This is a genomic window from Saccharomonospora iraqiensis subsp. paurometabolica YIM 90007 (assembly GCF_000231035.2).
Classification (GTDB): domain Bacteria; phylum Actinomycetota; class Actinomycetes; order Mycobacteriales; family Pseudonocardiaceae; genus Saccharomonospora; species Saccharomonospora paurometabolica.
In genome coordinates this window covers 14,554-28,167 of sequence record NZ_KI912255.1, presented here as the reverse complement: position 1 = coordinate 28,167, position 13,614 = coordinate 14,554, and the positions used below count along the sequence as shown (strand labels likewise).

12 protein-coding genes are annotated in these 13,614 nt (G+C 70.8%); 4 read left to right on the top strand and 8 right to left on the bottom strand.

Annotated features, from left to right (window positions below; all coding sequences use genetic code 11):
• Positions 1–118: 118 nt before the first annotated feature.
• The 6 genes from SACPADRAFT_RS0218640 to SACPADRAFT_RS0218615 are packed head-to-tail and all read right to left on the bottom strand — an operon-like array spanning position 119 to position 6,109.
• Entirely contained in the window at positions 119–1,129 is a 1,011-nt protein-coding gene (locus SACPADRAFT_RS0218640) for an MCE family protein (protein ID WP_007024658.1), read from the bottom strand.
• Entirely contained in the window at positions 1,126–2,115 is a 990-nt protein-coding gene (locus SACPADRAFT_RS0218635) for an MCE family protein (RefSeq protein ID WP_007024657.1), read from the bottom strand. The genes SACPADRAFT_RS0218640 and SACPADRAFT_RS0218635 overlap by 4 nt, the downstream gene beginning before the upstream one ends.
• Entirely contained in the window at positions 2,112–3,122 is a 1,011-nt protein-coding gene (locus tag SACPADRAFT_RS0218630) for an MCE family protein (RefSeq protein WP_007024656.1), read from the bottom strand. The genes SACPADRAFT_RS0218635 and SACPADRAFT_RS0218630 overlap by 4 nt, the downstream gene beginning before the upstream one ends.
• A 46-nt stretch (positions 3,123–3,168) precedes the next feature.
• Positions 3,169–4,449, bottom strand: a complete 1,281-nt coding sequence (locus SACPADRAFT_RS0218625; protein WP_007024655.1) for an MCE family protein — start codon at positions 4,447–4,449, stop codon at positions 3,169–3,171.
• Entirely contained in the window at positions 4,446–5,300 is an 855-nt protein-coding gene (locus SACPADRAFT_RS0218620; protein WP_007024654.1) for an MlaE family ABC transporter permease, read from the bottom strand. Before SACPADRAFT_RS0218620 ends, SACPADRAFT_RS0218625 begins: the two co-directional genes overlap by 4 nt.
• A gap of 5 nt (positions 5,301–5,305) precedes the next feature.
• Positions 5,306–6,109 carry an MlaE family ABC transporter permease gene (locus tag SACPADRAFT_RS0218615; protein WP_007024653.1) on the bottom strand — a complete coding sequence of 268 codons (804 nt, stop codon included), beginning with the start codon at positions 6,107–6,109 and terminating at the stop codon, positions 5,306–5,308.
• 515 nt (positions 6,110–6,624) lie between these two features.
• Between SACPADRAFT_RS0218615 and SACPADRAFT_RS0218610 the strand changes: the two genes are divergently transcribed.
• The 3 genes from SACPADRAFT_RS0218610 to SACPADRAFT_RS0218600 all read left to right on the top strand — a co-directional run bounded on the left by SACPADRAFT_RS0218610 (position 6,625) and on the right by SACPADRAFT_RS0218600 (position 10,042).
• Entirely contained in the window at positions 6,625–7,245 is a 621-nt protein-coding gene (locus SACPADRAFT_RS0218610) for a hypothetical protein (protein WP_007024652.1), read from the top strand.
• A gap of 163 nt (positions 7,246–7,408) precedes the next feature.
• The gene (locus SACPADRAFT_RS0218605; protein ID WP_007024651.1) at positions 7,409–9,007 is read left to right on the top strand and encodes a DUF6801 domain-containing protein; all 1,599 of its coding nucleotides are present in this window, start codon (positions 7,409–7,411) and stop codon (positions 9,005–9,007) included.
• Between the two features lie 108 nt (positions 9,008–9,115).
• On the top strand, positions 9,116–10,042 hold the full coding sequence (locus SACPADRAFT_RS0218600; protein WP_007024650.1) for a hypothetical protein: 927 nt from the start codon (positions 9,116–9,118) through the stop codon (positions 10,040–10,042).
• Positions 10,043–10,176: 134 nt separating this feature from the next.
• On the opposite strand, the gene SACPADRAFT_RS0218595 is transcribed toward SACPADRAFT_RS0218600, so the two are convergent.
• Both SACPADRAFT_RS0218595 and SACPADRAFT_RS0218590 read right to left on the bottom strand, forming a co-directional pair.
• Positions 10,177–10,920 (bottom strand): SagB family peptide dehydrogenase, encoded by a 744-nt coding sequence (locus tag SACPADRAFT_RS0218595; RefSeq protein WP_007024649.1) that lies wholly within the window; start codon positions 10,918–10,920, stop codon positions 10,177–10,179.
• 66 nt (positions 10,921–10,986) lie between these two features.
• Positions 10,987–13,125, bottom strand: coding sequence for a HelD family protein (locus tag SACPADRAFT_RS0218590; RefSeq protein WP_007024648.1), 2,139 nt, complete (start codon positions 13,123–13,125; stop codon positions 10,987–10,989).
• A 121-nt stretch (positions 13,126–13,246) separates the two neighbouring features.
• Between SACPADRAFT_RS0218590 and rsmD the strand changes: the two genes are divergently transcribed.
• Positions 13,247–13,614 (top strand): 16S rRNA (guanine(966)-N(2))-methyltransferase RsmD (rsmD, locus tag SACPADRAFT_RS0218585; protein WP_007024647.1); only part of this gene is annotated, 368 nt, incomplete at its 3' end.

The window sequence follows — 13,614 nt, the reverse complement described above, 5'->3', positions numbered from 1 at the left end:
CCCGCGGCCACGCCGAGCGCGGCGAGCGCGGCGACGATCGTGGTCCGGGTGCGGGGCGGTCCCGCACGCCGGGGCACCCGGGCGCGTCGAGGGCCGGTGTCCGGATGTCTCGCGGCCATCAGTTACCGCCTCCCGTGATGACCGGCAACGGCAGGTCGTCGGTGTACTCGAGCAGGTTCACGCGGCCCTGGAGGGTGCCGCTGTCCGGGTCGTAGGCGTGGTAGGCGTTCTCCACCGCCGTCGGCACGGTGTCCAGCGCCTCGCTCACCGATTCCCGGCGGTCCACCAGCAGTTGGGTGGTCCGCGCCAGCTTGTCCACGTTGCCCGTCAACGCGGCGCGGTGGTCGGCCACGAAGTCCTGGACGTCGGCCAGCGCCGTGCCCAGGGTGTCCAGGGCGGCGCCCAGTTCGTCCCGGTCGGCCGAGAGCGTGCGCCACACCTCGGACAGCTGCTCGGTGGCCTCGCGGACCCGGTCGTCGTTGCCCGCGAGCATGGCCGTGAACTCGCTGAGCTTGTCCACCGTGCCGAACAGGTCCTCGTCCGAGTCGGCGAGGGTGCGGGCCATGTCGGCGAAGTCGCGCACGCTGTCCGCGAAGGCCCGGCCGTTGCCCTCCAGCGCGTCGGCGCCGGAGTCGAGCAGGTCGGACAACGCCCCCTCGGAGTTGGCTCCCTCCGGACCGAGGGCGGTGACGAGGTCGTTCATACTGCCGTAGAGCTCGTCCAGCTCCACCGGCACGGCCGTGCGGTCCCGCGGGATCACGGTCCCGTCGGTCAGCCGGGGCCCGTCGCCGGCGAGCTCGGTCAGCTGGACGTAGCGGTCGGCGACCACGCTCGGGGAAATCACCGCCGCCCCGGTCCCCTCCGCGACGGGCGCGTCGTGCGCGACGCGGAGCACCGCGCGCACCTGCTCGCCCGACGGGGTGACCGACTCGACCTCACCCACCGGCACACCGAGCACCCGTACGTCCGAGCCCGGATACACGCCCACCGCGCGGTCGAAGTGGACGGTGACCCGCTTGTCGCCGTCCCCGGTGAAGACCCACCACAGCACGCCCGCGAGGGCGACGACGAGGACGAGGGCCGGACCGGCCGCCCGGGTGAGGCGGCGTCCGGAGCGAGTTCTGATCATTGGTCACCCCCGGGAACGGGCGCACGACACGGATTCCGGTTCTCCTCCACGAGTCCGCACAGGTAGGTGTCCAGCCACCGGCCGTTACCCAGGGTGTTGTTCACGACCCGGAAGTAGGGGCCCGCGAGCTCCAGGGTGCGGTCGAGTTCGTCGGTGTGGGCCTGCAGGACGTCGGTGACGGTGCCCAGCTGCTCCAGCGCGGGGGCGAGTTGCTCGCGGTTGTCGGCGACCAGCCCGGAGATCTGCCGGCCGAGCCGCCGCGTTCCGGTGAGCAGGTCGCTGATCGCCTCGCGCCGGGTGTTCAGCTCGGTGAGCAGCAGGTTCCCGTCGTCGATGAGCCGGTCGAACTCGTCGCTGGTGTCGGCCAGCGTCCCCGCGATGGTGCGGGCACCGGCGAGCAGATCGGCGAGTTCGTCGTCGCGGGAGGCGATCGTCGTCGACAGGGCGCTCAGGCCGTCGAGTGCGGACCGCACGTGTTCCTCGGTGCCGTCCAGGTTCCGGGAGAGCGTGCGGAAGCTCTCCGCGAGCCGGTCGGTGTCGATCGCCCCGGCGGTGTCGGCCAGCTGCTCGAAGGCCTCGGTCACGTCGTACGGCGTCGTGGTCCGTTCCAACGGGATCGGCGTCGCCGGGTCCAGGACGGTGTCCCCGACCGGGTGCAACGCCAGGAACTTCTGGCCCATCAGCGTCTTGATCTTGATTTCGGCGGAGGTGCGGTCACCCACCCAGGCGTCCGACACGGAGAACGACACCAGCACCCGGTCGGTGGTCAGGTCCACGTCGGTGACCTCGCCGACCTTGATCCCGGCGACCCGGACCTCGTTGTCCGGCCGCAGCCCGGCCGCCTCGGCGAACTCCGCCTGGTACGTGGCGCCGGTGCCCACGATCGGCAGGTCCTCGGAGTTGAAGGTGGCCGTGACCACCGCGGCGAGCACCACCGTGCCCACCACGCCCAGCGTGAAGGGGTTGCGTTCGGCGAACGACTTCATGGGGTGCACCTCGCGGGAACCGGGTCCGGGCGCGTGCCGGTCGGCGGGTCGGTGAGCAACAGGCCCTCACACAGGTAGAAGTTCATCCAGCTGCCGTAGGAGGCCACGCGGCCCAGTTCGGTGAGCTTGCGCGGGGTCGTGGTCAGGAACCGTTCGAGCTCCCCGGATCCCGCGGCGAGGTGGCCGGAGACCTCCCGCAGGCCGGCGATGCTGTCCTTGAGCGGGGCGCGGGCGTCGGTGAACAGGCCCGCGGTGGAGGTGGTCAGGGCGGACAGGCCCTCGATCGACTCGCCGATGACGGCGCGGTCCTCGGAGAGTCCGCTGACGAGCCGGCGGACGGTGGTGACCAGATTGGACAGTGCGTCGCCCTCGTTGTTGATGGTGTCCAGCACCGAGTTCAGGTTGGTGATCACCTCACCGATCACCCGGTCCCGGTCGGCGATCGTCCGGGTCAGCGACCCGGTGTGTTCGAGCAGGCTCTCCACCGTGCCGCTCTCGCCCTGCAGCACCTGGATGATCTCGCCGGAGAGCCGGTTCACGTCCTCGGGTGCCAGTGCCTCGAACAGCGGGCGGAACCCGTTGAACAGCTCCGTCATGTCCAGCGCGGGGGTGGTGCGCTCCATCGGGATCTCCGCACCCGGCGGCAGGGTCTCCGTGCTGGGCTTTTCCCCACGCTCCAGGGCGAGGTAGCGCTGCCCGATCATGTTGCGGTAGCGCAGCGTGGCGGTGACGTCGGCGGGCAGGTCCCGGGACTTCCGGACGGAGAAGTGCACGAGCGCGAGGTGCCGGTCCACGATCTCCAGCTGCTCGACCTGGCCCACCCGGACCCCGGCGATGCGCACGTCGTCGCCCTCGGCCACCGACGTGGCGTCGGTGAACCGGGCGCTGTAGTGCGTCCGGTCGCTGACCGCGGTGTTGGTGATCGACAGCGCCAGCACCGCGGTCGCCACCGTGGTCACCAGGATGAACACCAGTGCCTTGGTCAGTGGGGCGGCGATTGTTCTCATCGTCGGCACTCCCTTCGTGCGTGTGCGCGACGCCGGGTGGACTGGCTCATTCGAGCGTCACCTCCGTGCCCCGGTAGACCGGCCCGACCAGGGCGCTGCTCCACTGCGGCACGTCCCCGTCCGACATCTCCAGGTCGGCGGTGAGCAGGGTGGACAGCAGCTCCCGCTCCTGGGGGGAGTTCGGCAGTCCCAGGCCGTCGGTGTCGGCGGACAGCAACGGGTGGGTCGAGTCCGGCTCCGGTGGTGGGACGGCGCCCGCCTCGGTGGGGGCCAGCCCGCTCGGGTAGCAGCGTGGACCGTCCGTGGCGCTGTGCGACGGGTCGTCGCGTCCCGGCACGTACGCACCGCGGTCCGGGGTGACGATCGTGCTCTCCAGGTGGATCCCCGGCCGGTCCGTTCCGGCGCCGAGCACCGTGTCCATCGCGGGTTTGAGCGCGTCGAGCGCCTTGAGGGTGCAGGCGAACGACGGCGAGTACTCCGCGGCGACCTCCAGCGGGGCCCTGGCGGTGGTCGTGAGGCCGATCAGGTTGTCCCGGTTCTCCCGCAGGAACGTCTCCACGTCGGTGGAGGTGGTGGTCACCTGGTCGTAGAGCCCGCGCAGATCCTCCCCGCGATCGACGACGGTGTCCATCGTGATGGCCGTGTCCGTCAGCGCGTCCAGCACGTCCGGGGCGATGTCGCCGTAGACCTCGCTGACCTCGGCCAGGTCGCGGATGTTCTCGTGCAGCCGGGGCAGGTTCGGGTTGAACTCCTCCAGGTAGTCGGCCGCCACGGTGAGGGTGTCGCCGATCTGCTCGCCCCGGCCGTCCAGCGCCGTCGCCGCGGCACTGAGGGTGCTCGCCAGTTTGTGCGGCTGCACCGCCCGCAGCACCGGCAGCAGATCGTCGAAGACCCGCTCCAGCTCGATCGCGTTCGCCGAGCGGTCCTGCGCGATGACGTCCCCCTCGGACAACGGTGTCCCGGTCGAGTCCTCGGGGATGGACAGCTGCACGTAGCGCTCGCCGAACAGCGTCTTCGGCACGAGCAGGGCGGTGACGTCGGTGGGCAGCCGGGAGATGCTGTCCGGGTCGAGCGCGAGGTCGATCTCGGCGCCGTCGTCGGTGGCCGCGATGCCGCGCACCTCACCGACCAGCACACCGCGGGCCTTGACGTCGGAGTTGCGGCGCAGCTGGTTGCCGACGTGGTCGGTGCGCAGGGTCACCGCCACGTCGTCGGCGAAGTCCTTGTTGTACACCTTCACCGACAGCGTCACCAGCAGGGCGAGCACGAGCAGGAAAACCACGCCCGCCAGGCGCACCCCGAGCTTGCGTATCCATCGTTGTCTCATCCGGCCACCCGCACCGTCGTCGTGGCGCCCCAGATCCCGAGGCTGGCGAAGAAGTCGAGCAGCGCGACGGCGACGATGGCGGTGCGCACCGCGCGCCCCACCGCGACACCGACGCCCGCGGGGCCCCCGCTCGCGCGGAAGCCGTAGTAGCAGTGGGTGAGCACCACCACCACACTGAAGATCAGCACCTTGCCGAACGACCAGAGCACGTCCTCCGGCGGGAGGAACAGTTCGAAGTAGTGGTCGTAGGTGCCCTCGGACTGGCCGTAGAACCACACCGTGATCTGGCGGGAGGCCAGGTAGGAGGTGAGCAGGCCCACCGCGTACAGCGGGATCACCGCGCAGAAGCCGGCGATGATCCGCGTGGTGACGAGGTAGGGCACGCTCGGGATGCCCATCGTCTCCAGCGCGTCGATCTCCTCGGAGATCCGCATCGCGCCGAGCTGCGCGGTGAATCCGCAGCCGACGGTGGCCGACAGCGCCAGGCCCGCCACCAGCGGCGCGATCTCGCGGGTGTTGAAGTAGGCGGAGATGAACCCGGCGAAGGCCGCGGTGCCCACCTGGTTCATCGCGGTGTAGCCCTGCAGGCCGACCACGATGCCGGTGAACAGCGTCATGCCGACCATGACGCCGACGGTGCCGCCGATCACGGCCAGCGCGCCGCTGCCGAAGCTCACCTCGGCCAGCAGCCGGACGATCTCCCGGGTGTAGCGGCGCAACGCGCGCGGGATCCACAGCAGGGCCCGCAGGCTGAACAGGATCGCGTCGCCGAGCGTGTCCAGGAACGACAGTCGCCGGTCGACGACCTCGGCGGCACGCTGCCTCGGGGTTCTCGGGGTCGTGGTGACCATGTGCCTCACATCCCCTTCGGCGGCACGATCTGCAGGTACAGGGTCGTGAGCACGAAGTTGATCAGGAACAGGAGCAGGAAGGTGATGACGACCGACTGGTTCACCGCGTCGCCCACCCCCTTCGGCCCGGGGGAGGGGTGCAACCCGCGGTAGGCGGCCACGACGCCGGCGACGAAGCCGAACAGCAGTGCCTTGAGCTCACTGATCCACAGGTCGGGCAGCTGGGCCAGGGCCGAGAAGCTGGCGAGGTAGGCGCCCGGGGTGCCGTCCTGCAGCACGACGTTGAAGAAGTAGCCGCCGCAGACGCCGACCACGCTGACCATGCCGTTGAGGAACACCGCGACCCCCATCGCGGCGAGCACCCGGGGCACGACCAGCCGCTGGACCGGGGAGACGCCGAGCACCTCCATCGCGTCGATCTCCTCGCGGATGGTGCGTGAGCCCAGGTCGGCGCACATCGCCGAGCCGCCCGCGCCGGCGATGAGCAGCGCGGTGACGATCGGGCTGGCCTGCTGCACGATGGCGAGCACGCTGGCCGCGCCGGTGAACGACTGCGCACCGATCTGCGTGGTCAACGAGCCGACGTGCAGGGCGATCACCCCGCCGAACGGGATCGCGACGAGTGCGGTGGGCAGGATCGACACGCTGGCGATGAACCAGAACTGCTGCACGAACTCGCGGAACTGGAACGGCCTGCGGGGAATGCAGCGGAGCACGTCCAGCGCGAGCGCGTAGAGTTTGCCGGTCTGCCGCACGGCCGCGGCTCCGGGAATCGTCGCGCCGCGCCGGGCGTCAACGTCGTGGGCCACTGCGTCTCCTATTCCTGATCGCCGTTCTTTCGCGTCGCGCGGAGTCTCCGTGGGGCGTCTCGGTGATCGCATCTCCCGGTTCTCGTGAAACTGTCGTTCCGGTCGTCGGTACCCTGCGCAACAGGGCGTGTTCTGACACCAACGGCGCGGTCCGGCCCCGGTTACGGCGGATTTTTCATCGGTTCGTGACAAAATCGAACGACGCCGTGCGTCCGTGTTGCGCATCCCGGTGCGAAACCGGTGGTCGGAGTGGTCGTGGATGCGGAGGGAACGAGCTCTGGTACAAGAACGCCGTCCGGTTTGCGGCCCCGTTGACAAACACTCGTCCGAATGGAGGAGAAAGCTGCGGGGAAGGGTTTTTCCGTGGTTGTGGCCGCGGTCACGAGCCGCTACCGTACTCGGCGGTAGGTAACGCGGAGGTTTCCTGCCGGCAAGCACATCGGCCGATTTCCGCGGACCGGGCACGACGTCCGCACCGCTTGCTCACTGCCCACACAATGTTCGGAGGAAAAGCAATGCGTAGGCGCATCACCGGCATCGTCGCTACGGGCGCCGCAGCGGCGCTCACTCTCGGCTTCACCGCCCTGTCCGCCTCGGCCCAGCAGGCCGAGTGGACCGTGGACCCGGGCGGGGACTACACGGCGGCGTCCGGCACCACGGTGCTGACCAACACCGCCAACGGGGTCACCCTCGACTGTGCCTCGTCCGACGCGAGCGGCTCGTTGGTCGGCAGCGCGACCGGCACGCCGGCCGAGATCGGCACGATCGACGCGATCAGCTGGGACAACTGCTCGGGCCCGCTGGGCCTGGCGTTCGAGGTCGTCCCGGGGAACGTGCCGTGGACGATCAACGGAGAGTCCTGGTCGAACGGTGTCACCACCGGCTACATCGGTGGTGTCGTCGCGAACCTGACCGGCCCGGACTGTGACGCGACAGTGGAGGGCGAGGCCCCGGGCACGTACGACAACGCCACCGACACGCTGGCCCCGTCCCCGGACGCCGGGTCGGGTCACGAGTTGGTGGTGACCGAGGTGGACCCGTCCGCCAACTGCTTCGGCCTCATCAACGAGGGCGACGTGGTGACGTTCGAGGCGGAGTACACCGTGACCCCGGGTCAGGACGTCGTCCTGCAGTGACGCTGATTCCGCACGAGGCGCGCGGATGACGGGCCTGTCCGGTCGGGCGTTGGCGCCCGGCCGGGCAGGCCATCCGCGCGCGGCTCCGTCGGACCGCGAGACCCGCCGCGGAGTGCTGCTCGTCGGTGATCAACGAACGGTGTTGTCGAACGGAAGAGAAGACATGAGACGGAGATGGCGGTCGGGACGCCGCGGAGGTTCGGGGTCCCTGCTCGGCGTGGCGGTGCTGGCGGTCGTGGTGGGAGTGCCGACCGCGGCGGGCGGGCAGGGCGCCGCGGACGGCGGCGAGTCTTCCGTGCGCGAGACACCGGATCTGGTGTATGACTGCGAAACGGAAGCCGGACAGCGGCAACTGCGGGCCCGGGTCGGGATGTCGCTTCCGGGATCCGGGTCGGTGTCCACTCCGATCGAACCGGGCGGGGTGACCGTCGAGATGACCCTGCCGAAGCCGGTCGTCGGTGAACTCGCCGGGAGTGGGGTGTCGTCGGTCACCGGGCAGGCGATGCTCGATGTTCGGCTCGCGGATCGCGAGCTGTCGGCCGGGTCCGGCCCACGCATCGTCCGGTTTCCCGGGCTCACCGTGGCGCCGACCCCGTTGCCGCAGGACTCGGCGGTGACGCTGACCGCCACGGGTGAAGGACCCGAGATCACGCCCGCGGCGGCCGGGGAGCTCGCCGTGTCGGCCGGTCGGATCAACCTCCTGCTGACCTCGGACCGGTCCGGTGCGGAGCCCGGTGCCGGGGAAGGTGCGGGCACGGACGGGGAGACCGGTGGGGACGACGGGGACAACGCGACCGGGGACAGCAGCACAGCACCGGGAACGGCACCCGGGACCGACAGCGGGGAGGACGGTGAGGCCGCGCCCGCCGCGACGGACGAACCGGGCGACGGTGCGCCGGCGATTCCCGCGTTCGACTGTGTTCCGGCGCCGGACCAGGACACGGTGATCGGCACGGTGACGGTCGACGGGGAGGGGCCGGCGACGCCGGATCGGTCGCCGGAGGCCGGGGTCGGAGAACCCGACGCGCTCCCCGACAGCGGTGACGGCGGCGACGTCGCCGCCGCCCAGCAGGGTGAGGTTCCCGAGGACTGCGTCGATTTCGCGGACAAGAACAACGCGTGGTGTGCCTACATGGGCGGATACACCAACATCAAGAAGTTGGGCGCTGCCACGAGAATCGATCCGGGGATCGTCAACATCGCCCTCCCGGTCGCCGCGCCGTGTGACGACGGGTCGGAGTGGTACTGGTTCTGCATGGACGCCGCCGCGCTGTTGCAGCACAACGGGACACAACAGTTGCCGCCGACGAGGAATTCGTTCCACGCCTTCGATTTCATGCCCAACAGCGCGACCGTGCGATTGACTCAGGTGGGCGCCATGGACCTGGTCGTCCGGATGCGGATCGACGGTGCCGAAGGGGGGTCGGTGGTGGCGCACGCGAATCTGCTGCTCCAGCTCGAGGACGTGTCCGTGAACGGCGAACGGCTCGAGGTCGGTCCGGAATGTCGCACCGAGGAGCCGCTCGAGGTGCAGCTCACGGCCGATTATCCGGGTGATTACACACCCACCAATGGTGGATTCCTGGACGGCTACGTGCGCATTCCCCCGTTCGCCGGGTGTGGTGTGGACGAAAATCTCGATCCACTACTGACCGGACTGATATCCGGTCCGGACAACTACGTGAAGATGACCCAGGGGCAGATCTGCAGCATCAGAAGTGCCAGCGACTGTCCGCCGAGCCCGCCCGAACTGGTTCGTTGATCCGGGTCGGCGGTCGACAGAGCAGGGAGATCACAGATGAGGGAATCGAAGACGGACCGGGCGGGTAGGCGACGGAGCGGCACCCGGCGAAGAGTCCTCGGCGGTACGATGGCCGCGATGCTGGCGTTCGCGGCCACGACCGTCGCGACCCTTCCCGCGGCAGCGGACGAGGGCGACGGTGGGCCGGCCGCGTCGGATCTGGCCGGGAACTGGGCGCCGTTCGACCGGTGTCCGGTGGACGACCCGGCGATGCTGGACGCCGACGGCGACGAGCTCGCGGCGTTGTGCCTGGCGTCGTCGTCGGAGTCCGGGACGATGACGATCGGGGAGAAGACCGTGCCGACGGCGGGCACGGACCTCCAGTTCGGCCTCCTCGGGGACGGGGTGAACTACACCACCGTCTCACCCGAGGGCACCGGGATCGAGGCGGATCCGGTGCAGGTGCCGGGCGGGCTGCTCGACCTCATGTGCCCGAGTGACATCCCGGTGCTGACCAGCCTGTGCGAGAAGGCCGCCGACAGCAGCCTCAACGCGGTGACCGCCACCGTGGAACCGGCGGGCGACCCCAGCGACTTCAACCTGAACGCCGGTCTGTCGACGGGGCAGCCGATCGTCACGCTCCCGATCAAGATCAAGCTGGACAACCCGCTGCTCGGCGGGAACTGCTACATCGGCTCGAACGAGGACCCGATCCTGCTCAAGCCGGCCAACGCCGAGCAGCCGACGTTGAACCTCGTCCGCTACGCCCCGGACGGCACCACCGACCCGACCGGCGTGATGAGCAACATCGCGCTGTCCGGTGCCGACCAGGTGGACGACTCGTTCGCCGTGCCGGGCGCCGACGGGTGCGGGCTGTTCGGTGCGCTGGACTGGGCGGTGGACTCCCAGCTCGGCCTGCCCTCCCCGGAAGGTGCGAACAGCCTCGTGCTGCACAGCGCCGACACCACCACCGGCGGCTTCTACACCCCGGCCAACTTCACGCCCGACCAGGGCGAACAACTCGCCGACCACTGGCACGCCGCCCACACCGACTGACCGGACCTCACCCGGGTGCCCGGGTGTTGCCGTGAGGGGCACATTCCCTGCACTCCACGCAGGGAATGTGCCCCTCGCTGCGTGTGACGCAGGGAAAGTGCCCTTCACGGCACAACCGCGGTGGTGCGGGTGGCTCAGGCGGGGTGGCCGGTGGCGAGCAGCATGGTGGGGATCTCCTGCTGGGGCAGGCCCAGGAGGGTGGACAGGGCCGCGTCGTCGAAGCCGGCCACGGCGCACGAGGCGAGGCCGAGGGCGGTGCCCACCAGGGAGAGGTTCTGCACCGCGACGCCGGAGTCCACGTGCAGGGTGCGGTAGTGCCGCAGCGGGTAGCGGTCGAAGGCCACGTCCAGCCGCGCCGTCAGCGCGATCGTCACCGCCGAGGCGCCGAATTCCTCCTGCAGGTACACCCCGCGCAACGCGGCGGCCGGGTCGTCGTCGGACAGCTCCACCAGTTCGTGGGAGATCGCCTCGTAGCGGTACACGCCCGGGTGCAGCCCCTCCACCCGCTGGACGAGGGCGTAGGCCCGCAGGATGTCCAGACCGCCCGCGCTCGGTGCCATCCCGAGCGGGTACTCCTCCACACCGTAGGCGGGGACGAACCGCTGCACGCCCACCGAGAACCGCAGCAGCGCGCTCACCGTGGTCAACGCCACGGGCCGGGGGGAGAAGTCGTAGTGTGAGCGCCGTCGGGCCAGCGTGGCCACCAGCCGGTCCCGGGGCGGTTCGACGTCCGGCAACGGGATGTGCCGCAGTTGGGGCAGCGGTGCCGTGGGTTCCGGGCGCTGCGCGTTGAGCAGCCGGTGCACGGCCAAGGCGCGTTCGATGGTCCCGTGGTCGTTCGCCACGATGTCTGCCGTCGCTCCCACGTCGCTGGACACGGCCGCATCGTAACCCTTTCGGGTGGTTTTGTGTGCCCGTTTCGGCCGAGCGAAACGTTCCCGATGTCACCGCTCGTGTCCGGACTCCGGAAGCCACCCGTCGTCGGAGGCGAGCACCACGAGCCGCTGGGTGGCCCGGGTCAACGCCACGTAGAGCACGCGGGGGCCCGTCGTCGACTCCGTGACCAGCTCGGTCGGCTCGACCAGCACCACGGCGTCGTACTCCAGCCCCTTCGCGTCCAGGCTGCCCAGCACCCGCACCCGGTCGGCCCGGTCGTCGGCCAGCCACGCGCCGACCTCGTCCACCCGGTGCATCGCGCAGACCACACCCACGGTGCCCTCGACCGCGTCCAGCAGCTCCTTGGCCGCCGCACGCACCTCACCCGCGCGGGTGCCGTCGTCGACCCGCCGGATCTGCGGCTCGACCCCGGTCTCCCGCACCGCGTGAGGCAGGTCGTCCGGCTCGGCCTGCCCGGCGACCACCCGGGCGCCGAGCTCGAAGATCTCGGCCGAGTTCCGGTAGTTCGTCCGCAGGGTGAACCGCCTGCGCGGGGTGCGCGGACCGAACGCCCGGTCGCGCGCCTGCCGTGCCTCCTCCGGGTCCGGCCACGAGCTCTGCACCGGATCGCCGACGACGGTCCAGCTCGCGTGCGTGCCCCGCCTGCCGACCATGCGCCACTGCATCGGCGAGAGGTCCTGCGCCTCGTCCACCACGAGGTGCGAGTACTCGTCGTAGTGCTCCGGGCGGTGCCGTCCGGGGGTGGGCGAGGAGTCCCGTTCCGGTTCCGCGTCGAGCTGCACCGTCTCCCGCTGCCTGCGGCGCTTCGGCGGCGGCCCGACCAGCACCCGCAACTCGTCCAGCAGTGCGATGTCGGCCACCGTCCACTCTCGGGTGGTGTCGGCGAGTGAGTCGGCGAGCCGCGTGATCTCGTCGGCGGTGAACACGTTCTTCGCCAGCCTGCCCAACCGGCGCCGGTCGCCGAGCAGCCGCAGCACCCGCGCCGGGTACAGCACCGGCCACCACTCGACGAGGAACCGGTGGAAGTCGATCCGCTCGCCGAGCCGGGTGATCAGCTCCGCCCGGTCGACGGTGCGGCCGTCGTCCCGGGCGTACTCCTCGGCCTTGTCGGCCAGTGCTGCCAGCAGCGCCTCCGCCGCGCGCACCCGCGACGGGTTCGGCGGTTGCGAGCTCTGGTGCAGCTTCCGCCGCACCCGGCCGAGCTCCTTCGCGTCGAGCTTGAGCACCTCGCCCCGGTAGACGATGCGCATCTCGGTCGGCGCCTCGGGCGGGGCCTCGCGGACCGCCTTGGCGAGCACCTTGCGCATCCGCAGCGACCCCTTGACCGCCGCCAGCGGGGCCGGGTCGTGGGCGGTGGCCTCGATCCCGTCCAGCACCTGACCGAGCGACCGCAGTTCGACGCTGGTCTCGCCCATCGACGGCAACACCCGGGAGATGTAGGTGGTGAACGCCCCCGACGGGCCGACGACCAGCACCCCGGCGCCGCCGAGCTGTCGCCGGTACCGGTAGAGCAGGTACGCCGCCCGGTGCAGTGCCACGGCCGTCTTGCCGGTGCCCGGCCCGCCGGTGATCTCGGTCACCCCGCGCCACGGCGCCCGGATGACCTCGTCCTGCTCCTTCTGGATCGTGGCGACGATGTCGCGCATCGTGTCACCACGGGCGCGGCCGAGCGCGGCCATCAGCGCGCCCTCGCCGACGACGGTCATGTCCTCCGGCACCGAGCCGGGCATCAGCACGTCGTCGTCGAGGTCGAGCACCGACCGCCCGGAGCACCGGATCACCCGGCGCCGGACGACGTCCCGGGGATCGGTGGCCGTGGCCTGGTAGAACGGCGCGGCGGCGGGCGCCCGCCAGTCGGTGACCAGGTTGTTGAACTCCGCGTCGCGGATGCCGAGCCTGCCCACGTGGACCGGCTCGGAGGAGGTGTGGTCGAGCCTGCCGAACACCAGGCCCTCGTACTCGGCGTCCAGGGTCTGCAGCGTCTGGTTCGCGTGCGAGACCATCATGTCCCGCTCGAACAACATCGACGCCTGCTCGAACACCGCTTCGTTCTGCGCGCCCCGGCCGAGCTCGTAGCCCTTGTCGCGCATCGACTCCGCCTGGTCACGCAGTTCCGCGAGCCGGGCGTAGACCCTGTCCACGTGTGCCTGCTCGACGGCGATCTCGACCCGTTTGGGTTCCGACACTCGGCGCTCCTGAACGCTCCATCGCCTGAAGAAGGGGGAAGGACGACTTTACGCGAGACGGTGCACGTGCCCCGACCATGTCCCGCCCGAGGGCGCGACGGCCTGCTGGGACCATGAGCCGGTGACCAGGATCGTGGCGGGGCGGGCAGGGGGCCGGACGCTGTCGGTGCCGCCGAAGGGGACCAGGCCCACCTCGGAGCGGGTGCGCGAGGCGCTGTTCAACGCCCTGGACGCCGCCGGTGACCTGCGGGGAGCCCGGGTGCTCGACCTCTACGCCGGGTCCGGGGCGCTCGGGCTGGAGGCGCTGTCCCGGGGCGCGGCGGACGCGGAATTCGTGGAGTCCGACCGCGCCGCCGTGCGGGTGCTGCGGGACAACCTCGCGCGGGTCGGGCTGGGCGGGCGTGTGCGGCACGGCACGGTGGAGGCGGTCCTCGCCGCGGGGCCGGACGGGCCGGTCGACCTGGTGCTGGCCGACCCGCCGTACGCGGT

Bases quoted from the DNA above. Each gene is read 5' to 3' on its own strand.
- SACPADRAFT_RS0218605 (WP_007024651.1), top strand. From the start codon at position 7,409: ATGAGACGGAGATGGCGGTCGGGACGCCGCGGAGGTTCGGGGTCCCTG.
- SACPADRAFT_RS0218600 (WP_007024650.1), top strand. From the start codon at position 9,116: ATGGCCGCGATGCTGGCGTTCGCGGCCACGACCGTCGCGACCCTTCCC.
- SACPADRAFT_RS0218625 (WP_007024655.1), bottom strand. From the start codon at position 4,449: ATGAGACAACGATGGATACGCAAGCTCGGGGTGCGCCTGGCGGGCGTG.
- SACPADRAFT_RS0218635 (WP_007024657.1), bottom strand. From the start codon at position 2,115: ATGAAGTCGTTCGCCGAACGCAACCCCTTCACGCTGGGCGTGGTGGGC.
- SACPADRAFT_RS0218640 (WP_007024658.1), bottom strand. From the start codon at position 1,129: ATGATCAGAACTCGCTCCGGACGCCGCCTCACCCGGGCGGCCGGTCCG.
- SACPADRAFT_RS0218620 (WP_007024654.1), bottom strand. From the start codon at position 5,300: ATGGTCACCACGACCCCGAGAACCCCGAGGCAGCGTGCCGCCGAGGTC.
- SACPADRAFT_RS0218630 (WP_007024656.1), bottom strand. From the start codon at position 3,122: ATGAGAACAATCGCCGCCCCACTGACCAAGGCACTGGTGTTCATCCTG.
- SACPADRAFT_RS0218610 (WP_007024652.1), top strand. From the start codon at position 6,625: ATGCGTAGGCGCATCACCGGCATCGTCGCTACGGGCGCCGCAGCGGCG.